At 65.6% G+C, this 19,868-nt stretch carries 20 protein-coding genes; 8 read left to right on the forward strand and 12 right to left on the reverse strand.

Annotated elements, in window-relative coordinates:
• Window positions 1–46 precede the first annotated feature (46 nt).
• The gene (locus tag QX204_RS30985) at window positions 47–364 is read right to left on the reverse strand and encodes a hypothetical protein (protein ID WP_301904004.1); all 318 of its coding nucleotides are present in this window, start codon (window positions 362–364) and stop codon (window positions 47–49) included.
• Window positions 365–478: 114 nt separating this feature from the next.
• On the opposite strand from QX204_RS30985, the gene QX204_RS30990 reads away from it, so the two are divergent.
• From QX204_RS30990 to QX204_RS31000, 3 genes are all read left to right on the forward strand, one after another.
• Entirely contained in the window at window positions 479–1,228 is a 750-nt protein-coding gene (locus tag QX204_RS30990) for a crotonase/enoyl-CoA hydratase family protein (RefSeq protein ID WP_301904005.1), read from the forward strand.
• 167 nt (window positions 1,229–1,395) lie between these two features.
• Window positions 1,396–2,502 (forward strand): glycoside hydrolase family 183 protein, encoded by a 1,107-nt coding sequence (locus QX204_RS30995; protein ID WP_301904006.1) that lies wholly within the window; start codon window positions 1,396–1,398, stop codon window positions 2,500–2,502.
• A gap of 28 nt (window positions 2,503–2,530) precedes the next feature.
• Window positions 2,531–3,202 carry a class I SAM-dependent methyltransferase gene (locus QX204_RS31000; protein ID WP_301904007.1) on the forward strand — a complete coding sequence of 224 codons (672 nt, stop codon included), beginning with the start codon at window positions 2,531–2,533 and terminating at the stop codon, window positions 3,200–3,202.
• Between the two features lie 63 nt (window positions 3,203–3,265).
• Here QX204_RS31000 and QX204_RS31005 read toward each other — a convergent pair whose 3' ends face one another.
• Window positions 3,266–3,868 (reverse strand): alpha/beta hydrolase family protein, encoded by a 603-nt coding sequence (locus QX204_RS31005; protein WP_301904008.1) that lies wholly within the window; start codon window positions 3,866–3,868, stop codon window positions 3,266–3,268.
• Between the two features lie 211 nt (window positions 3,869–4,079).
• On the opposite strand from QX204_RS31005, the gene QX204_RS31010 reads away from it, so the two are divergent.
• The 3 genes from QX204_RS31010 (at window position 4,080) to QX204_RS31020 (ending at window position 7,338) form a co-directional block, all read left to right on the forward strand.
• On the forward strand, window positions 4,080–5,915 hold the full coding sequence (locus QX204_RS31010; protein WP_301908163.1) for an acyl-CoA dehydrogenase: 1,836 nt from the start codon (window positions 4,080–4,082) through the stop codon (window positions 5,913–5,915).
• A 464-nt stretch (window positions 5,916–6,379) separates the two neighbouring features.
• Window positions 6,380–7,093, forward strand: coding sequence for an MmyB family transcriptional regulator (locus QX204_RS31015; protein WP_301904009.1), 714 nt, complete (start codon window positions 6,380–6,382; stop codon window positions 7,091–7,093).
• 110 nt (window positions 7,094–7,203) lie between these two features.
• Window positions 7,204–7,338 (forward strand): hypothetical protein, encoded by a 135-nt coding sequence (locus tag QX204_RS31020; RefSeq protein WP_301904010.1) that lies wholly within the window; start codon window positions 7,204–7,206, stop codon window positions 7,336–7,338.
• A gap of 55 nt (window positions 7,339–7,393) precedes the next feature.
• On the opposite strand, the gene QX204_RS31025 is transcribed toward QX204_RS31020, so the two are convergent.
• Window positions 7,394–8,368 (reverse strand): GlxA family transcriptional regulator, encoded by a 975-nt coding sequence (locus tag QX204_RS31025; RefSeq protein ID WP_301904011.1) that lies wholly within the window; start codon window positions 8,366–8,368, stop codon window positions 7,394–7,396.
• Window positions 8,369–8,442: 74 nt separating this feature from the next.
• On the opposite strand from QX204_RS31025, the gene QX204_RS31030 reads away from it, so the two are divergent.
• The gene (locus QX204_RS31030; RefSeq protein ID WP_301904013.1) at window positions 8,443–9,024 is read left to right on the forward strand and encodes a cysteine hydrolase family protein; all 582 of its coding nucleotides are present in this window, start codon (window positions 8,443–8,445) and stop codon (window positions 9,022–9,024) included.
• Between the two features lie 41 nt (window positions 9,025–9,065).
• Here QX204_RS31030 and QX204_RS31035 read toward each other — a convergent pair whose 3' ends face one another.
• From QX204_RS31035 to QX204_RS31060, 6 genes are all read right to left on the reverse strand, one after another.
• Window positions 9,066–9,542, reverse strand: a complete 477-nt coding sequence (locus QX204_RS31035) for a hypothetical protein (protein WP_301904014.1) — start codon at window positions 9,540–9,542, stop codon at window positions 9,066–9,068.
• A gap of 392 nt (window positions 9,543–9,934) precedes the next feature.
• A complete protein-coding gene (locus QX204_RS31040; protein WP_301904015.1) occupies window positions 9,935–10,342 on the reverse strand; it encodes a hypothetical protein in 408 nt (135 codons plus the stop codon).
• A 453-nt stretch (window positions 10,343–10,795) separates the two neighbouring features.
• A complete protein-coding gene (locus tag QX204_RS31045; protein ID WP_301904016.1) occupies window positions 10,796–12,343 on the reverse strand; it encodes a hypothetical protein in 1,548 nt (515 codons plus the stop codon).
• A 216-nt stretch (window positions 12,344–12,559) separates the two neighbouring features.
• Window positions 12,560–13,087 carry a hypothetical protein gene (locus tag QX204_RS31050; protein ID WP_301904017.1) on the reverse strand — a complete coding sequence of 176 codons (528 nt, stop codon included), beginning with the start codon at window positions 13,085–13,087 and terminating at the stop codon, window positions 12,560–12,562.
• A 481-nt stretch (window positions 13,088–13,568) separates the two neighbouring features.
• The gene (locus QX204_RS31055; protein ID WP_301904018.1) at window positions 13,569–14,438 is read right to left on the reverse strand and encodes a MaoC family dehydratase; all 870 of its coding nucleotides are present in this window, start codon (window positions 14,436–14,438) and stop codon (window positions 13,569–13,571) included.
• Complete coding sequence (locus QX204_RS31060) at window positions 14,438–15,793, reverse strand: 3-oxoacyl-ACP reductase (RefSeq protein ID WP_301904019.1); 1,356 nt, start codon at window positions 15,791–15,793, stop codon at window positions 14,438–14,440. Before QX204_RS31060 ends, QX204_RS31055 begins: the two co-directional genes overlap by 1 nt.
• A 205-nt stretch (window positions 15,794–15,998) precedes the next feature.
• Between QX204_RS31060 and QX204_RS31065 the strand changes: the two genes are divergently transcribed.
• Window positions 15,999–17,345, forward strand: coding sequence for an acetyl-CoA C-acetyltransferase (locus QX204_RS31065; protein WP_301904020.1), 1,347 nt, complete (start codon window positions 15,999–16,001; stop codon window positions 17,343–17,345).
• Window positions 17,346–17,421: 76 nt separating this feature from the next.
• Here QX204_RS31065 and QX204_RS31070 read toward each other — a convergent pair whose 3' ends face one another.
• The 3 genes from QX204_RS31070 to QX204_RS31080 form a co-directional block, all read right to left on the reverse strand.
• Window positions 17,422–17,637: a hypothetical protein gene (locus QX204_RS31070; protein WP_301904021.1), complete on the reverse strand. Its 216-nt coding sequence runs from the start codon at window positions 17,635–17,637 to the stop codon at window positions 17,422–17,424.
• A 149-nt stretch (window positions 17,638–17,786) separates the two neighbouring features.
• The gene (locus QX204_RS31075) at window positions 17,787–18,764 is read right to left on the reverse strand and encodes an alpha/beta hydrolase (RefSeq protein ID WP_301904022.1); all 978 of its coding nucleotides are present in this window, start codon (window positions 18,762–18,764) and stop codon (window positions 17,787–17,789) included.
• Between the two features lie 107 nt (window positions 18,765–18,871).
• Window positions 18,872–19,573: a hypothetical protein gene (locus tag QX204_RS31080; protein ID WP_301904024.1), complete on the reverse strand. Its 702-nt coding sequence runs from the start codon at window positions 19,571–19,573 to the stop codon at window positions 18,872–18,874.
• Between the last annotated feature and the right edge of the window lie 295 nt (window positions 19,574–19,868).

A 19,868-nucleotide genomic window follows, 5' to 3' on the forward strand; every position in this document is an offset into this window, starting at 1 on the left:
CGACCCCGACGAGGGTTTGAATCGACGCGATCGATACGGGCTCCGATCAGCTCCCCACGCGTACGCAATCCGCGGCGATCTTCGACTGCGCCGAGCTCACCTTGGCCGCGTCGCCCTCGCTGAGCAGCTTGGCCGGATCGTCGGACTTCGCGTTCGACACCATCACCCGCAGCCCCTCCTGCGACATCCCCGAATCGAGGAACACCTGTGCGGCGCAGTCGGCCAGCGCGGGGTTACTCAACCCCTTGTCCTGCAACGACTTCGACAGCTCGGCCTGAGTAACCGCCGGTGCTTCGTCGCCGCTGCCGCAGGCCGCCAGCACCGGCAGCGCGAGCAGCGCCGCAGCCATCAGACAGATCCGCATTCGGTGAGTCCTTTCGATCGTCGCGCATCGAATGACGCGCGATGCGTTCGGATCATGCCGCACCGTCGTCCGCGGGGCCACCCACTCGAACTGACTCACGAGTAAGATAGCGATATGGGAGACCACATCACCGTCCGCTTCGACAACGACCGCGCCTATGTCGAATTGAACAGGCCCGGCAAACACAACGGACTCACCCTGGAAATGCTTCGCGATCTTGTCGAGGCGGCACGAAAAGTGGCCGACCACAAGACAACCCGCGCCGTTATCCTCTCCGGAAACGGTCCGAGTTTCAGTAGCGGACTCGATATCGCCGCCGCCACTCGCAATCCGGTGGCTATCGTCAAAGAATTCCTCCCGCGGCCACTGCGCGGCACCAATACCTTCCAGGAAGCCTGTTGGGCCTGGCGCCGACTCGACGTCCCGGTGATCGCCGCGATCCACGGACGCTGCTTCGGCGGCGGCCTCCAGATCGCACTGGCCGCCGACTTCCGGATCGCCGCCCCCACAGCCGAATTCTCGGTCATGGAAGTCGCCCACGGCCTGATTCCCGACATGACGGGCCCGGCCGCATTGTCACAGCTCATCGGCATCGACCAGGCCAAGCTGTTGGCGATGACAGCCGACTCGATCGACGCCGACTACGCGCTGCGAATCGGCCTGATCACCGACGTCGCCGACGACCCGCTCGAGGCCGCGCAGGCCCTCGCCGACCGCGTCACCGCCCGCGACCGCTCCGCTGTGGCCGCCGCCAAGCACCTGATCGACCGCTCGTGGCACCGCGGTTCCCGTGCGACCTTCGCCGCCGAGCGGCTCGCCCAACTGCCATTGCTCCTGCACAAGGCCATGAGTAGTAGCGACTGACAAGCAATCCACCTGCAAATTCATGTCGGCTACCCAAGGTATGTACCGCACATCACTGTTAGCGGCTGTTAGCATCGCTTCGATTCGCTGACCAGCCGAAGAGTGGTACGTGACGGAAAAGCCGCGACGTTCCCGGATTTCGGCCTGACCCGGAGGCTCGAACACCTGTGAACAAGACCGGATCCCTCCTGCTGTCCGCACTCGCAGGTACCACGGCCTTGCTCGTGAGCGCCGCGCCTCCCGCCGTGGCGAACCCGAACGCCATCAACCCGATTCCCGTCCTCAACGGCACCCACGGCCTGCCCGTCCTGCACGGACGCACCCAGGCGGTCTTCCAAGTCACGGGCATGGCCAGCCCCAACAACACCCAGAACTACAACGTCCTCGGCACCGACCTTGGCATCATGTGGGACAACGGGCGCGGCGAGATGCTCACCGCCTTCGGCGACACCGCGGGCATCGGCTTCCCCAACCTGCTCGCGGGCAGCACCTGGGCGTGGCGGTCCAACATCCTGGTCCGCAGCCACGATCAGAACCCGGCCGACGGGGTGATGTTCGACAGTGTCGTGCGCGATGTCATCGGCCAGGCGCGCGACCTGATCCCCAGCCCCAAGATCCCCTTCCTCGAGATCAGCCGCATCCCCACCGCGGGCATCTCGGCCAACGGCGTGCAGTACATGTCGCTGATGTCGGTGAAGACCTGGGACGCCCCCGGTGAATGGACCACGAGCTTCTCCGGCCTCGCCGCCTCGGCCGACAACGGCGAGACCTGGGCCGATCTCGGCCACACCCGCCGTCCCGACGAGGGTGGCAACGCCAACTTCCAGATGAACAGCTTCGTGAAGGACGGCGGCTTCGTCTACGAGTACGGCACCCGCGCCGGCCGCAACAACGAGGCATTCATCGCCCGCGTCCCCGAAGCCCAGATCGAGAACCTCGCCGCCTACGAGTACTGGGACGGCCACGACTGGAAGCTCAACGACGTGAACGCGGCGGCCCCCATCATGGGCGGCGTCGGCGAACTCTCGGTGATGTACAACGAGTACCTCGGCCAGTTCATCTCCCTCACCACCGACCCGTTCAACTCCATCGTGATGCGCCGCGCGGCGTCTCCCGCGGGCCCGTGGAGCGCTCCCGAAGTCCTGATCGACGCCCGTGAACTCCCCACCGCGTACGCCCCGTCGATCTTCCCGTACCAAACCGGCCGCGACCTGTACTTCATGACGACCATCCACACCCAATACAACGTCGTATTGATGCGCACCACCCTCTGACATCGTTCGCCGGTCCTACACTCGACTCATGGACGCGGCGGATTGGGATGCGCGGTATGCGCGCAGCGAATTGGTTTGGGGCGCACCGCCGAACAGCACCGTCGTCGAACATGTGTACGGCCTCGACCGCAGAATCCCCCTGCTCCCCGACGAATCAGGGGTGGCGCCTTCGCTGCCACGGGCTCTCGACCTGGCCTGCGGCGAAGGCCGCCACGCGCTCTGGCTCGCTACCCATGGCTGGCAGGTGACCGCCGTCGACTTCTCCCAGGTGGGGATCGACAAGGGCAGAACCGTCGCCGCTCGCCTGTCGCGCTCGGTCCGCTCCCGGGTGCAGTGGCAGACAGCCGACATCACCGAGCTCGCAGCCGCCGACATCACCGGCCCCTTCGAACTGATCCTGATGGTCTTCGTCCACCTCCCCGCCGACGAGCGCCGCACCCTGCTGCACCAACTGTCCGACATGCTCGCCCCCGGCGGCATGCTCCTGATCCTCGGTCACGCCACCCGCAACATCACCGACGGCTACGGCGGCCCGCAGGAACCCGAAATCCTCTTCTCCCCCGAAGACCTCCGCACCGACCTGCCCCGCGACGCCCTGACCGTCACCGTCGCCCACGAGGTCTTCCGCCCCACCGAAGGCCCCGACGCCATAGATTCCTTGCTCATCGCCGAACGCCCCCTCCCCGAACCCGCCGACTGATCAAGATCATCAGGCCCTGGCGGATTTCTCCACTCGGGCGATGTGTACGCGAAGGCCTGGTGATCAGTCGTCCAGCTTCCAGCGGGCGAACCAGGGAGCCACGGTCGCCCCGATGACGTCGAATCCGGTGCGGAACGAGTGCGCCTGTTTGGGGATCACGCGCACTTCGGCGGCGTCGGCGGCGTCGGGCACTCCGAACGGGTCACTTCCCCCGTTGATCACCACCACATCGATGTCTCCCGGCGCCAGCAGTTCCTCGCGCCTGCTCTTCTCGGGCTTGCCCGGCGGATGTAGCGGGAACGAGAGCGCGATCACCCCCTTCGCCCCGACCTCCGCGGCCGTCCGGCACGCCACCCGCGCCCCGTTGCTGCGACCCCCCTGAACAACCGGCACCTCGGGGAACCGGGCCCTCAAGGCCGCCACGACCTCGAGCCAGGCCTCGTCCTGCTTCTCCGCGTTTCCCGGCGCCCGCCGCCCGGCAACCCGATACGGCTGCACCACCCGGGCTACCGCCCCGCCCGCTGCGACGGCCGAGTCGCGCACGGCCAGAATATCTTTCGCATCCACGCCACCGCCGGATCCATGCGTGATCACCAGCAGGAACGTCGGATCACGCACCTCGTCGAGCTCGATCTCGGCCGGTCCCACAGTCGTCTCGATGCGCACATCTCACGGTAGCCCCGAGGTCGCGGCGAGCAACGATTCCGCAGCCGCGCGTGTTTTTCACATCACATTGCCGCCTACCCCTTTGCCGAGACCATTACCCACCGGTAATATGGCGGATAAGTTACCCGCGAGTAGCATGCGGAAAACCGGCGACGGGCGGGAACGGCACACCACCGACCGCACCAGAACTCAATGGAGAGTGAGTACTCACATGGGCCACTACAAGGCAAACGTTCGCGACCTCGAGTTCAACCTCTTCGAGGTCCTCGGCATCGACAAGGTGCTCGACGCAGGCGCCTTCGGCGACCTGGACACCGACACCGTCAAGGAAATGCTCTCCGAGGTCCGCCGCCTGGCCGAAGGCCCGCTGGCCGAGTCCTTCGCCGACGCGGACCGCAACCCGCCCGTGTTCGACCCGAACACCCACACCGTCGCCATCCCCGAGTCCTTCAAGAAGTCCTACAAGGCGCTCGAAGACGGCGAGTGGGCCAAGGTCCCGCTGAACGAGGAGCTCGGTGGCCTCGGCGCCCCGTCCGCCGTGGCGTGGGCCCTGTCGGAGATGGTGCTCGGCGCCAACCCGCCCATCCAGATGTACGCCGCGGGCGCGGGCTTCGCGCAGGTGTTCTTCAACAACGGCACCGACGAGCAGAAGAAGTGGGCGGCCAAGATCGCCGACCGCAACTGGGGCGCCACCATGGTGCTGACCGAGCCCGACGCCGGTTCCGACGTCGGCGCGGGCCGCGCCAAGGCGATCAAGCAGGAAGACGGCACCTGGCACATCGAGGGTGTCAAGCGCTTCATCACCTCGGGTGACTCCGACGACATGTTCGAGAACATCATGCACCTGGTGCTGGCTCGCCCCGAGGGCGCCGGACCGGGCACCAAGGGCCTGTCGCTGTTCTACGTACCCAAGACCCACTTCGACTTCGACACCGAGACCTACGGCGACCGCAACGGCGTCTTCGTCACCAACGTCGAGCACAAGATGGGCATCAAGGCCTCGGCCACCTGTGAGGTCACCTTCGGCGGCCACGGCGTTCCGGCCAAGGGCTGGCTCGTCGGCGAGGTGCACAACGGCATCGCGCAGATGTTCGACGTCATCGAGAACGCTCGCATGATGGTGGGCACCAAGGCCATCGCGACCCTGTCGACCGGTTACCTGAACGCGCTGGAGTACGCCAAGACCCGCGTCCAGGGTGCCGACCTGACCCAGATGACCGACAAGGCCGCGCCTCGCGTGACCATTACCCACCACCCGGACGTGCGTCGTTCGCTGGCCACCCAGAAGGCATACGCCGAGGGCCTGCGCGCGATCTACCTCTACACCGCCGCGCACCAGAACCCGGAAATCGCCGAGGTCGTCTCGGGTGCCGACAAGGACGTCGCGTTCCGCGTGAACGACCTGCTGCTCCCGATCGTCAAGGGTGTCGGCTCCGAGCGCGCCTACCAGTACCTGACCGATTCGCTGCAGACCTTCGGTGGCTCGGGCTTCCTGCAGGACTACCCGATCGAGCAGTACATCCGCGACGCGAAGATCGACTCCCTCTACGAGGGCACCACCGCCATCCAGGCGCAGGACTTCTTCTTCCGCAAGATCGCGCGTGACCGCGGTGTGGCCCTGGCCCACGTGGCGGGCCAGATCCAGAAGTTCCTGGAGTCCGACTCGGCCAACGAGCGTCTCAAGGGCGAGCGCAAGCTGCTCGCCACCGCGCTCGAGGACGTGCAGACCATGGCCGCCACCCTGACCGGCCACCTGATGGGCGCCCAGGAGCAGCCGACCGAGCTGTACAAGGTCGGCCTGGGTTCGGTGCGTTTCCTGATGGCCGTCGGCGACCTGTTCATCGGCTGGATGCTGCTGAACCAGGCCGAGGTCGCGCTGACCGCGCTGGACAACGGTGCCACCGGCGCCGACGTCGCCTTCTACACCGGCAAGGTCGCCTCGGCGCAGTTCTTCGCCCGCAACGTCCTGCCCGAGCTGACCGCCACCCGCGCGATCCTCGCCAACCTGGACAACGACATCATGGACCTGGACGAAGCCGCCTTCTGAGCTGTTCCGCCCCTCCGCGTATTCAAGCCGGACTCAGGTGATTGTCTGGTTGAGTACGCGGCCGGCGGGAAGGTGCGTGGGGAGTTAGCCGGTTCCCGGTGAGTTACCCATGTTCATGCGTGATCAGCAGAACGGGCCGGAGCATTCAGCTCCGGCCCGTTTTTCTGTCTCTGCCTCTACGCGGAGCCGCTGGAGAGTGCAGCGAGCGTCGTGAGGAAGTACATCAGGCCATCCATGAAAATCTCCTTCGAAGTGGGTCGGGCCATTCCTATCACGGAATGGTTACCTACAACCTTGCCGAGATGAACGCCGAGCGAACATGCCCGCTCAGCCTTCCTTCGACGCGGTGAGCACCTGAAACCAGTGCGCTGACGGGCTCGGCGGTCGCGGTTCCTCGCCATCCGGCTACCCACCCGGCGTACCCTGGGATCTACCGTCGGTCGGGGTGAGGCTCGGGGGTTGGGATGGCTGAAAGCACTGCGCTCAGTGTGTATCTGCGCGAACGGCGACTGGCCGCGGGGCTCGCGCGGGGCGAACTCGCCATCCGCACCCAGCTCGCGCCACTTCTCATCAGCCAGATCGAATCCGGGGCACTCGTCCCGAATCCTCCGATGCTGCAACGACTTTTCGATTGCCTCGACGTGCCCCAGTGGTATCGCAAACACATCCTGGTCCGCGGCCTGCCCGCCATCGAATCCGGCACCGCACCCACAACCCCCTCGGCCGAAGACCTCGCCGACTTGGCCAGCCTCACCCACCCCGCCTGCTTCGCCCGGTTCCCCACCATGGACATGCTCGCCGCCAACTCCGACTACCAGCGCCTTTTCCCCGGCCTCGGCGCCGGCGTGAACATGCTCGAGTGGATGTTCCTCAACCCCGTGGCGAAGAAGGTCTACCTCGACTGGACCACCGAAGCCCAGCTCCTGGTCCACGCCTTCCGCATGCTCGCCCCGCTCGCCCCCGCCCAGCGCATCACCGCCATCACCACGGCGTGCAGCGACTCTCCCGACTGGGATCCGGTGTGGACCAGCGAAGTTCGCCCGCAGGACATCGCGCGCCGACACCTGCGTCTACGCGAACGCAGCACCGGCCTCGAGCGACGCATGATGCTGCGCGTCTACGACCCCGCGTTCCCCAGTCGCCCATGGTGGCTGTACCGCCTGATCCCCGTTCGATGACACACAGCGAAGCCCCTGTCGCCGCGACGATGCGGTCGCTCGCGACTCATCTGGCGGCGGGATCGTGCACCTCGTACTCGTCGCACTCGGCCACCCGAACGAGACGGACAGTGGCAAGAACTATCGGTGGATTTCTTCAGGACCCCGAGCCGCTCACCAACAGCTGCAAGAGCGAAGTCAGCGTCCAGAGCGTCGTCGTCGCCGACCCCGTCGGCCATTCCTCGGCGATACCCGTTCCCATGTGAAACCCCTTGTAGCTCAAATTATCACCGACAATGTCCCGACCGACATCATAGTGAGTCACCCGATACGAAAACGTCGGCGGTACTCGTTGGGGGTGGTATCGAGCTGGCGGCGGAAGGCACGCGCGAGCGTATCGATGGTGTTGAAACCGCAAGTGGCAGCGATCCGTTGGAGTGTTTCGTCGCTCGTCTCGAGCCGATGCCGCGCCACCTCCACCCGCGCCGACTCGATATAGGCCGCGGGCGTCATCCCGAGTTCGGTACGAAAGATGCGTGTGAGCTGGCGTTCACTGACATGGACCTGCTCGGCGAGGTCGGTCACAGTGAGGGAGTTCGCGATATTGCCCGCGATGTAGTGCCGGAGATCCTCGATCCGCCGCGTGGTCGACACCGGCTCGAGCGACACACTGAACTGGCTCTGCCCACTCGGTCGTTTCAGATACATCACCAACTGGCGAGCTACCCGCAACGCCAATTCGTCCCCGAAATCGTCGGCCACCAGGGCCAGCGTGAGATCCAGGCAAGCCGTGAGTCCCGCACCCGTCCAAATGTTTTCATCGCGAATATAGATCGGATCCGCATCGACGATGACCTTCGGATGTTCGGCGGCCAACTGCTGCGCCGTCGACCAATGCGTGGTCGCCCGCTTCCCGTCGAGCAGCCCCGCGGCCGCCAGAATATGCGCACCGACACACACCGAAGCCACCCGCCGAGCCCCCTCGGCCAACCGCGCCACCGCCGCGACCACCCCCGGATCGACCACCGCGCTGACCCGCCGATGACTGTCCGTCTCCACCGCCCCCGGCACCACCACCGTGTCCACCCGCCCCACCTCGGCGAACGTCACATCCGGCAGAATCCGCACCCCCGCCGAGGTGGTCACCGGCTCCATCGACTCGGCAGCCAACACGACCCGATACCCCGTCGGCTCATTCATTTCCCGCTGCAACAGCGAGAACACCTCCGGCGGCCCCGTGACATCCAGCAGATCCACCCGATCGAACAACACGATCACCACGAGCCGCTCAGTCACCCACAACCTCCATGTCCGAATCTGCAGGTTACATGACATTGCCGACATAACGCGCCGTCCATACCGTGGATCCCATGACCTCCACGACCCTGCGCGAACTCAACGGCTTCGACGAAACCCCCGCCTCCCTGACCAACTCCACCCTCGTCCTGATCGACTACCAGAACACCTACACCCAGGGCGTCATGGAGCTGACCGACTGGAAACCCGCCCTCGAAGCAGCCACCGAACTCCTCACCGCAGCCAGGGCAGCGGGCACCCCCGTCATCCACGTCATCAACGACGGCGGCAAAGACACCCCCTACGACATCACCACCGACATCGGCCGAATCCATCCCCAACTATCCCCAACCCCCGACGAACCCACCGTCGTCAAAACCGTCCCCAACGCCTTCGTGAACACCGACCTCGCCGAATTGGTCGACGCCGCAGGCAACACCAACCTCATCATCGCCGGCTTCATGACCCACATGTGCGTCACCTTCACCACCGAAGGAGCCTTCCTCCGAGGCACCACCCCCACCATCGTCGCCAACGCCTGCGCCACCCGCCCCCTCGGCGAAGTCCCCGCAGCCCAACTCCACTCCAGCGCCCTGGCCACAATCTCCGACCTCTACGGCGTCGTCGTCCCCACCGCTGCCGACCTCAGCGACTGATCCACAGGTTGCTCACACAGTCGGCCAAGTGCGGCAGTCGGTTACTCATCGAACCGGTGGTAATACCAGCCACCCCCGAGCGGCACGTAATACGTGTGTCCATGCACGCCGTTTCGGCGTTCACCGTTCGGAAGGTAGAGGAACCCACTGCGGACCACCGGATAATCCCGAGCCAAGCGGAAAAGGCATCCCCCGTCGGGTTGCCGGTCGATGTCATAGAACTGGTAAGCGCCGACCTTTTCGCTGTGATAGCTCGACGACGAAGTAATACGAGTCCGGCAATCGGCGGCCGCCCGTTCCATCTCTCCTCGCGACATGACCCACCCGACCCGACCCGGGACATCGAACCAGGTCGATACCAACGTAATCGCGATGAACAAGGGCACCAGCAGCCCCAACCGCCACCACCCTGGATATCGCATGTGGCCGACCAGCGCCGACACCGACCATGCCACGAGAGGCATCGCGCCCGCTATGCCCGCCGAGAACTGGGTTTGGAGATCCTCGAAAGCTGTCACGTCCGCCCACACAACCCATGAGCAGGTCCCGAACACCAAGGTCGTCGTCGCTACCATCGCCACTGTCCAAAGCAGCGGAAGAGACTCTGATCCCCGAGGCGCAGCCACTTAACCTCCGAACCTCATGAGAGCCCGCACCGCACGCGAACGGACAACAAGGAATCGTAACGCAGATCCTCGAAATCCAGCTCGAATGTTTCTGCTGGACAACATGTTCAGTGCCCAACCCCCAGATACGACAAACGGCCCGCGCCCTGCTCAGGGGTGCGGGCCGAGCACTTGTGTTCCAGTGCAAGACAGTTCCGTCGCGAAACGATCGAGATGCCATCAGACGCGGATCGGCGGATAGCCGCTACCGCTCATGGCGGGGCATTCGTCGTTCGGGTGATGCGTCAGGAAGCCGGGGTGGTGTCCGCCGGCGTCTCCTCGGCCTCTGCCGAACCGCTGGTCAGCGCCTTCAGGATGGCGGCCAAGCTAGCGGCCGAACCGGTGGTGGCCTCCTCGGCGCCGCCGGTCTCCGGCGTAGCTTCGTCCGCGACCGCCTCGACGTCGGTGTCGGCCGGGTCCTCAGCAGCGGCCGAACCGGTGGTCAGCGCCTTGATCAGGGCGGCAAGGCCCGCGGCCGAACCGGTGGTGGCCTCCTCCTCGGTGCCACCGGCCGCCGGCGGGGTGGTTGCCGGCGGGGTCTCCTCCGCAGCGGCGATGCCCGATCCGAACATGGCCATCCCGGCTGCGATGACGATGCCGAAGCTGAGCGTGCGAATCTTCTTCATGAAGTGAAACCCCTTGGTACGAAACATGATTGCCGACTTTGTTGCCGACTGAAAATTTCTAACATGCACCGGGGACGCTTCCCTATTCCGCGATATTAGAGACATTCGCGATGCAGTTGCTGTGCGGTTGCCCTTGATGAGGGATGCAGCAGTCCCCGTTTCGGGGGTTTCATATCGATTGCCCGAAGGTGCCGTCTCGGCGCCGAAGGCGCTGACTCGAACAAGATCGTTACCGCTGGCCGATCGATCAATCGAGCGTGCCGCACAGAGCCGCACTACGACGAAGCGCCGAGGCGAAACAGCATGCTTGTGCCGAACCTTGTTTAATACCCAGTTAACACTCGGCTTAGACCATGATAGATCTCACGCCAGAGAACTGTAACGAACTTCCACTCGTATCCGATTGCCGGCCAACCGAATACAGCGAGTCGCGCACTCCGACATCGGCTTCGGCAGTGCTTGCTGACAGGTCACCGCTGATTAGCCGACCACTATCACCCGACTCGGTGGCCTGCCGAGTAGCGGGCCGACCTCGCCGATGACCTCCCCTGCCTGCGCACCGGCATCCTCTTTTCGCACGACTGCGAAATGGGCGCCGGCAGCCAATTCTTCTGGTGTGCAGACGAATCCATCGGTCACCAACAGCCTCATGTGGCTCGCATCATCGGCGCACACCCGAAGACCGGCGCGCGCTCCGCTCAGCACGAGGGGGACCACCTCGGCCCATGCTTCGTGCGGTCGGCGCTCCAGGACGATCGGCCGGCCGCCGGCGACGTCGGCCATTGCGTCGAGAGCGGCGGGGATGCCCACCATCTCGGGGCGCCGATTGGCCAGCGAGTGTGTCATCGCGACGACCGCGATCCCGACGGCGAGCAGGCCGACACCGACATATTTCAGCTGGTCGACCCGCTGGGTGAGGCCGATCAGGAGGAGGAAGAACATGAACAGTGGGACGGCGTACGAGAAATAGCCGATATAGGCCTCGTTGATCTGATCGATGCCGATCATCGCGTAGATCGACATCAAGGGCACCGTCGCCGCGCACACAGCCAGGCCGCGTTGCAAGAACATCTGCCCACGCGCCACCGCTGCGACCAGGGCGAACAGCGCGACGAAGATGATGAGGCCGAGTATGCGGTTGGGCCCCCAGAACTGCACTGTGTAGGACGCCGCGGCCCACGGCATGTGGATTCCGTGACCACCGCCGTAGACGAAGTACTTCGGGAGTTCGCCGGGGTAGTTCACCATCGTGTTCAGCCGAATCGGGAAGGCGAACACTACGACGATCGCGCCGAATCGCCACCAATCCCGCACCGCGACAGGCAGTTCCCAGCGCCGCACGAGGTAGAGCGCCGCGCCGCCGAGCAATATCACGAAGTACAAGAACTCAGCGTGGCCGTGGATCAGTAACCCGCCGGCCAGCGCCACGAGCCAGAGGTGTTTGGTGCGTCCGGCCAGTACCGAGGACACCGCGACCAGAAAGACCAGGAACGGTGCGAAGTATACGAACGGAAACCAGAGCTGGCTGAGCAGTTCGCGATATACCGTCACGAACAGCAGACTCGCACCACCGAGCCCGGCGACGAGCGTGCACGACGGATACCAGCTGTAGACAATGCTCAGAACCACGGCCATCATCGCGGCGTTGAACAGCAGGATGGCGATCGCCTGACCGTTCCACGGTGACGGCACCAGACTCAACACGTCGTAGAAGAGCCATTCACCGAACGCTTGCACATAGATGAGCGCGGGACCAGGATGATGAAAACCCACCCTGGAATAGTTGCCGACGAGGAGCTCGAAATCCTTCGCCGCGAGCACCTGAATCGACACGGTCGCCGCGTCGCCCTCCTCGAACACCACCCGGGTGAACAGGTCACGACTGCTGGCGAGCAGGGCCGACGCATAAGCGAGCCAAGCCACGATGAAAACAGCGATGCCACGGGAGGCCGTCGGCTGCACCGTGGCGCGTACTTCATCTCCGACCGATATCACCGGATCGACAATCAGCTGATCAGTTTTCGTCACACCACACCGCGATAGCTCGAACAAGGCCTACCGACCCATAGCAAGCGATCCTAGTGAGGGCCCCGGCGACACCGCGCCGAACCACGGAGACAGGGGACTCAGCGCACGGTAGCGGTGAGGTCCGGTTGCCTGTTGAATAGCTGTTGCACAGGGCCGCAAACCTTTTCGAGCATGCGGCCCCACGCGTCCGATTTCAGCTTCGGGTGGGCCGGAACGCTACGACGGGCAGTTGACCGTGTACTCCCACTGGGTGTCGTTCGGGCCCGTGACCCGAACGCTCACCGTCGATGACGACCCCGCGGGCAGCGAGACGACCCGAGATCCGGTGCCCTGGTTGGCATTATCGCCGACGTAGCCGGTGTCGAGCACCTGTCCACCTTCGTAGAAGACCTGAATCCGGTCGGGAATGTTGAGGGTCTCGTAGGTCAGGACGAACGAGGTGGGTCCGGTGACGCCGAGCTGGTGCGTGGTGTTGGTGACGCCCGCCCCACCCGACTTGGTCGAGCGGTTGCACTGCTGCACGGTCTCGGAGGATCCGCCGCTCGAGCTACCGCCGAGGATTCCGCTACCGGTATCGAGCAGGTCCCCCAGAATCCCACTGCCCGTGTCGATCACTCCGCTGCCGGTCTCGCCGCTGCCGGTGTCCGCGCCGGCCGCTCCGGCTCCGGCGACAAGCGACAGTGCCGCTCCCACTACGGCCACCGTCCGAAGAATCCCCCGATTCGAAAGACTGATCTTGTTCATAACGCTTCCTCCACAACACTTCTCGCCACGGATCTGGATCAGGTGAAGCCACCGCGCGACCGAACGATCGCTGGGCAAGAGAAGTTCTACACGCGTTTCAGAGGATCTGGAGTGCTCGAAATTCGGCCATCGTCGTGTTCAGATGCCGAATAGTTGCCCGGTAGAAGAGCACTCGATATTGGCAATCGGGCAACACTGCGAACGCAGCCCACCGCGCCTCGAGCAATTTCTTAGCACGCAGAAGAAAACACCGGACGGTAGACCAGAATGGGTATTTCACTGCCGAATGGCAACTGCGCAGCGAATCAATTCAGGGCGATGAGTAAAGTCACAGCAATTACCGGTAACGACGCCCATCGTGATGACGATCGCCCGAAGCGCAAGGCCCCGAACATATTCCGCAGTGGGGCCTCTCCACCGCGCCCGAATACCACAAGGGCCGCACACCCCCCTGGAGTGTGCGGCCCTTGCGGCTGGAGACTCAGCGCACGGTGGCGGTGAGGTGGGGGTAGCCCTTCTTGGGGTGCAGGATGGAGAGATCCCAGCCGGATCCGACCTGGTCGGCGTAGATGTTCACCGAGGACGGAAGGAAGATCGGCTTGCCGAATTTGACCGCGTAGGTGGCCTTTTCGGGAACGCGGCCCTCGATGGTGCTGAGGATCGCGGCGGCGGACCACATGCCGTGGGCGATGGTCTGCGGGAAACCCATTGCCTTGGCGCCGATTCCGGAGACATGGATCGGATTGCGGTCGCCCGAGGCCGCGGCGTAGCGGTTGATGATCTTCTGATCGACGCGCTGCACGCGCAGCGGAGGCGGCGGCACCTCGTCGGCCGGCGGTTCCGACTTGGGACCGCCGGACAGGGAGGTGCGCTGCTGGTGCAGGAGGGTCGATACCTGACGCCAGACGAGTTCGCGGCCTACCCGGATCTCCGTGATCGCGTCTACCAGAAGACCTTTCGGGTGTTCGCGAAGGTTCTCGATGTAAGCGGAGAAGTCCAGGGGCTCGGCGGCGGAGATCTCCCGGGTGCGCTCGATGACGTTCTCGAAGTGCACCGAGCCGACCGCCGTGAACGGGAAGTCCCGCGCCACCATCAGTTCCATCATCAACGGAAACGCGAGGATGAAGGGGTACGTCAGCGGCAGGGTGTCACTGAAACGCAGGCCGGTGGCGTGGCAGTAGGCGGCCAAGTGGTCGGAGTCGACCCGCACGCCGTCGACGACGACGCGACGGTCGGGCAGGGTCGGCTTGCGACCCGACAGCGCGGCGGGCAGCGGGATGGCGCCCAGCGCCGCCTTCGCGTACAGGCCGCCGTTCTTGGGAACCTCGGTGAGGGTGATCGTCTGGGTCATCAGGCGCCGATCAGGCTCTGACCGCAGACGCGAACCACGTTGCCGCTCACCGCGTTCGACGCGGGGCTCGCGAAGTAGGCGATGGTCTCGGCGACGTCGACGGTCTGGCCGCCCTGCAGCAGCGAGCTCATCAGGCGACCGGCCTCCCTGGTGCCGACGGGGATGGCGGCGGTCATCGCGGTCTCGATGAAGCCGGGCGCCACCGCGTTGATGGTGATGCCCTTCTCCGCCAGCAGCGGGGACTCGGCGTCGACCATGCCGATGACGCCGGCCTTGGACGCGCCGTAGTTGGTCTGACCGCGGTTGCCCGCGATGCCCGCGATGGAGGACACGTCGATCACGCGGCCGCCTTCCTTGAGCACGCCCTTGGCGACGAGGCCGGAGGTGATGCGGTGCGGGGCAGCGAGATTGACGTTGATCACCGAGCTCCAGCGACCCTCGTCCATGTTGGCGAGCAGCTTGTCACGAGTGATGCCCGCGTTGTGGACGACGATGTCGATGCCGCCGAAACGCTCGGTGGCGAAGTCGGCCAGACGCTCGGCGGCGTCGGGCGCGGTGACGTCGAGGGCCAGCGCGGTGGCGCCGATCTTGTTCGCGGTGTCGGACAGGGCCTCGCCCGCGGCGGGGATGTCGGCGACGATCACGGTGGCGCCGTCACGGGCGAACACCTCGGCGATGGTGGCGCCGATACCGCGCGCGGCACCGGTCACGACAGCGACCTTGCCCGCGAGCGGGGAGTCCCACGAGGCCGGGGCGACCGAGTCGGCGGAGCCGACGCGGATGACCTGACCGTCGACGAAGGCCGACTTGCCCGAGAGCAGGAAGCGCAGGGTCGACTCGAGGCCGGTCGCGGCGGCGCCCGCTTCGGGGTGCACGTAGACGAGCTGGCCGGTGGCGCCGCGCAGCAGCTCCTTGGCGACCGAACGGGTGAAGCCCTCGAGCGCGCGCTGGGCGATCTGCTCGTCGACCGAGCCGACCAGTTCGGGGGTGGTGCCGAGAACCACGACACGGCCCGAAGGCGCGAGGTTGCGCATGGCTGGCTGGAAGAATTCGAACAGCTGCGCGAGCTTGTCGATCGAGTCGATGCCGGTGGCGTCGAAGACCAGCGCGCCGTACTTGGTGCCCGAGTCGAGCGAGTCCGCGACGGTGTAGTCCGACAGCAGCGCGCGGACCGGCTCGGCCAGGCGGCCCTTGCCGCCGAGCAGCACCGGGCCGGGCAGGGCGGGCTCGCCCGCCTTGTATCGGCGCAGCTCAGCCGGCTGCGGGAGGCCCAGCTTGCTCGCGAGGAACGCGCCGGGGGCGGAGTGGATGAAAGATCCGTAGAGGTTCGGTGCACCCTTGCTCTTGGCTGCCACTGTTCCTACCTTCTCTGTGCTCGACGAGTGTGTGACCGTGCTCCGCCCAGTGTCCCCCGTGTGAGCGCACACTTGCGGGTACGGTGTCGACAACGAACTTACTCCGGAGTAAGTTTAATGTAAACCGATACGACGCCGCGACCGCACGGGTGCCTATTCCACCGGCCGGCGTTACCCGGAACCGACGAGACCATGGAGAACTCGAGTGACAAGCAAAGCCCGCTCGGCGACGGCCAAGGACAGCACTGCCAAGACCAGCAGTGCCAAGGCCGCGAAGACCCAGCGCCCGGTCGCCATCGTTGGCGGCAACCGAATCCCCTTCGCTCGCTCGGACAAGGCCTACGCCAAGGCGTCCAACCAGGACATGTTCACCGCCGCTCTCGACGGGCTGGTCAGCCGGTTCGGGCTGCAGGGCGAGCGCCTCGGCATGGTCGTCGGCGGCGCTGTGCTCAAGAAGGTCGGTGAGCACAGCCTGATCCGCGAGAGCGTGCTCGGCTCGAAGCTCTCGCCCTACACCCCGGCCCACGACCTGCAGCTCGCCTGCGGCACCGGTCTGCAGTCGATCGTGACCGTCGGTGACGCAATCGCCCTCGGCCGTATCGAGTCCGGCATCGGCGGCGGCGCCGACACCACCTCCGACGCGCCCATCGGCGTGAGCGAGGACATGCGCGAGTGGATGCTCACCGCCAACCGCGCCAGGACCAACAAGGACAAGCTCAAGCTGGTGGGCCAGCTGCGCCCCTCGATGCTCGGCATCGAGATCCCCAAGAACGCCGAGCCGCGCACCGGGCTGTCGATGGGTGAACACGCCGCCATCACCGCCAAGGAATTCGGCGTGGCCCGCGAGGCGCAGGACGAACTGGCCTACCTCTCGCACAAGAACATGGCGGCCGCCTACGACCGTGGCTTCTTCGACGACCTGGTCACCCCGTTCCTCGGCCTGACCCGCGACGACAACCTGCGCCCCGGCTCGACCGTGGAGAAGCTGTCCACCCTGAAGCCGGTATTCGGCGTCAAGGCGGGCGACGCCACCATGACCGCGGGCAACTCGACTCCGCTCACCGACGGCGCGTCGGCGGTGCTGCTGTCCACCGACGAGTGGGCCGCCGAGCACAAGCTGCCGGTGCTCGCGCACCTGGTGGACTCCGAGGTCGCCGCGGTGGACTACATCCACGGCCCCGACGGCCTGTTGATGGCGCCCACCTACGCGGTGGCGCGTCTGCTGGCCCGCAACGGCCTGACCCTGCAGGACTTCGACTACTACGAGATCCACGAGGCCTTCGCCTCCGTGGTGCTGGCCACCCTGGCCGCGTGGGAGTCCGACGCCTACTGCAAGGAGCGCCTCGGCCTCGACGGCGCGCTCGGCTCCATCGACCGCAGCAAGCTCAACGTGAACGGTTCCTCGCTCGCCGCGGGCCACCCGTTCGCCGCGACCGGCGGCCGCATCGTCGCCTCCACCGCGAAGCTGCTGGCGGAGAAGGGATCCGGCCGCGCGCTGGTTTCCATCTGCGCCGCGGGCGGCCAGGGCGTGGTGGCGATCATCGAGCGTTAGTCCGCGCCGATCACACACAACGACGGCGGGTGGCCTCCGATTCTTCGGAGACCACCCGCCGTTTCGTTGTCAGACCTCAGCGGCACGACGGGTTCGGGTGCGGCTCGGAGGACCCCCAGGGTCCGCAGAGCAGGAGCTTGATGAAGCCGAGTGGAATATCGATGGCGGCGGAACCGGTTCCGGCGGAACCCGATTCGGCCACCACCGCCGGTTGCGCGGGGGCGGCGAGGGCGGCGGGCGCGCCCGCGGCGATTCCGGCGACAGCCGCGGTGGCGACAAGGACTCGGATCATTCGACGATGCATGACAAGCCTTTCAAGGGACAAACTGAGCGAAGCTAATAACCACATCGGGTGCTTCGACACGACCGTTATCCATAACTTCCAGGGGCTTGACCCTCGAATTGCCCAGTGCTACAAGCCATTCACGTTGCACACCAGTGTCAGTTCGCGTCGATAGCAGCGGCGAGAAGTGGCCAGGATTTGTGCAGGTCTTGTTCCCAGTACTGCCAGGTGTGGGTGCCCGCGGGGCGGAATTCGGCGTGGGCGGGAATATTCAGTTCCGCGAGGCGGGCGGCGAGGCGCTGGGTGCACAGGTTGGCGGCGGCCTCGATGGCGCCGCCGAGCAGGATCTGGTCGGTCATGCCGATGACCTTTCCTGGCGTGGCGCCGGGCGGGAGAGTCTCGGCGACGCCGGGCAGGCCGTTCGCGCTGGAGAGGTAGATCGCCTTGCCGCGCAGGCGTTCCGCGTTGAGGTAGGCGTCGTTCGCGCGCCAGGCCGGATCGCCGGGCGGGCCCCACATGTTGGCCGGGTCGGCTCCGCCACGGGCCAGGACGAAATCGATGTAGGCCCGACTCACCGGGTCGTCCACCGAGGCGCAGCCGCTGTAGGCGCCGACCGCGCGATAACGGTCGGGGGCGGCGATGGCCAGGTTGAGCACCGCCGTGGCCGACATCGACAGGCCCGCGATGGCATTCACGCCGGTGGTGTTCAAGGTGGCGTCGATGATCGGCGGGAGTTCCTCGGTGAGGAAGGTCTGCCACTTGTTGCGACCGAGCTTGGGATCGTCGCGCTGCCAGTCGGTGTAGTACGAGAACGCGCCTGCCGCCGGCGTGACCACGTTGACGTTCTTGTCGGCGAAGAACTGCACGATGTCGGTCTGGTTGTACCAGTTCGCGCGGTCCTCCCCGCCGCCCGCGCCGTTGAGCAGATACAGCGTCGGCCGTGGCGCGCTGGTGTCGTGTGGGGTGATGACCTGCAGCGGGATCACCCGGTCCATCGACGCGGAGTACACGTGCAGCATCTGTTGCCGCTGGCCTGGCCGTTCGATCCGATCCAGCCTCGATCCGTCCGCATCGGCGGTCCCGATCGACGCGACCGACAGCGCGGCGACAGCGAGCGCGGTCAGCGCGGTCCGCATACAGGTGAACAAGGGTCCTCACAGAGTTCGAATCGAATCGCGCCACACCGAGAATGGTTCGCCGGGACGGCAGCGCGTTTCCGTCCCGGCGACCAAGTGCCAGGCGATCAGCTACCGATCAGATCGCCCAGCACGTCGGAGATGATGTCGCTCAGCGAGCCGGTGGAGCTCAGCTGGCCATCATCGGAACCCAGCCCGTTGTCGCCGAGGCTGCCGATCACCGTCTCGCCCGCGTTGGCGCCGCGCGCGGTGAAACAGGCGGTGAGGCCGGGCAGTTCGGTGCCGACGCCCACTGTGCCCGCGACGCCGACGCCACCGCTGGTGACCATCTGGCCCGCTTTGACGCTGCTCGGCACCGGGTAGGTGATGGTCAGGGTCACCGGGTTGCCGGAGTTGACGAACCAGCCCGTGCTCGTCACCTTCCAGCCGCCCGCGTTGGGCACGGCGGTGACGTCCTCGGTGACCTGGCCACCGACCGCGTGGTAGGCGGTGATGGTGGTCTTGGTCGGCGCACCGAAGCCGACCGGCGGGAAGTCGGTGATGGTGTTGACGTACGGGTTGCCGATCCCGGTGGTCCCGACGATCACCTTGTAGGTGACCGAGGTGCCGACGCCGATCTGCTCGGCGCTGGCGACCTTGTCGTAGACATGGGTGACGCCGACGGTGCTCGCATCCTTCTTCTGCGCGTGACTGCTCACCGCGCAGGCGGCGTCGGCGGCGGCGACGCCGGATCCAAGGCCGACACCGACACCGGCGACAACCAGAGCGGTGGTGGCGACGCCCGCGGCGATACGCGAAGTCCGGAACATTGTTTTCCTCCATAGCCCCCGGCATGGTTGGCCGGGGACGAATCCTCATCGGGTGGGCTTTCCCCCTCTGACCAGAAGGTATAGGGCGGACTGGACGATTGTCCTGGAAAACAAGAACGTGTTCCTATTTTTGTGGAACATCATCGTTTTACTCTGCGGGGCGGGTAACATCCAAGGATTTCGATCCACCCGGATCCGTCCGAAACGCGACAACCGGCCTCCGTCTGGCAACGAAAGCCGGTTGCGTGCGCGTGGGGGCGCTACTTCTGCGGCAGCTCGTTATGGCCGCCGAACG

The organism is Nocardia sp. PE-7 (assembly GCF_030486425.1).
Taxonomy (GTDB): domain Bacteria; phylum Actinomycetota; class Actinomycetes; order Mycobacteriales; family Mycobacteriaceae; genus Nocardia; species Nocardia salmonicida_A.

Excerpts from the sequence above, each read along its gene's own strand:
- QX204_RS30985 (WP_301904004.1), bottom strand. The coding sequence starts at position 364 with ATGCGGATCTGTCTGATGGCTGCGGCGCTGCTCGCGCTGCCGGTGCTG.
- QX204_RS30990 (WP_301904005.1), top strand. The coding sequence starts at position 479 with ATGGGAGACCACATCACCGTCCGCTTCGACAACGACCGCGCCTATGTC.
- QX204_RS31000 (WP_301904007.1), top strand. The coding sequence starts at position 2,531 with ATGGACGCGGCGGATTGGGATGCGCGGTATGCGCGCAGCGAATTGGTT.
- QX204_RS31010 (WP_301908163.1), top strand. The coding sequence starts at position 4,080 with ATGGGCCACTACAAGGCAAACGTTCGCGACCTCGAGTTCAACCTCTTC.
- QX204_RS31015 (WP_301904009.1), top strand. The coding sequence starts at position 6,380 with ATGGCTGAAAGCACTGCGCTCAGTGTGTATCTGCGCGAACGGCGACTG.
- QX204_RS31030 (WP_301904013.1), top strand. The coding sequence starts at position 8,443 with ATGACCTCCACGACCCTGCGCGAACTCAACGGCTTCGACGAAACCCCC.
- QX204_RS31040 (WP_301904015.1), bottom strand. The coding sequence starts at position 10,342 with ATGTTTCGTACCAAGGGGTTTCACTTCATGAAGAAGATTCGCACGCTC.
- QX204_RS31050 (WP_301904017.1), bottom strand. The coding sequence starts at position 13,087 with ATGAACAAGATCAGTCTTTCGAATCGGGGGATTCTTCGGACGGTGGCC.
- QX204_RS31055 (WP_301904018.1), bottom strand. The coding sequence starts at position 14,438 with ATGACCCAGACGATCACCCTCACCGAGGTTCCCAAGAACGGCGGCCTG.
- QX204_RS31070 (WP_301904021.1), bottom strand. The coding sequence starts at position 17,637 with ATGATCCGAGTCCTTGTCGCCACCGCGGCTGTCGCCGGAATCGCCGCG.
- QX204_RS31075 (WP_301904022.1), bottom strand. The coding sequence starts at position 18,764 with ATGCGGACCGCGCTGACCGCGCTCGCTGTCGCCGCGCTGTCGGTCGCG.
- QX204_RS31080 (WP_301904024.1), bottom strand. The coding sequence starts at position 19,573 with ATGTTCCGGACTTCGCGTATCGCCGCGGGCGTCGCCACCACCGCTCTG.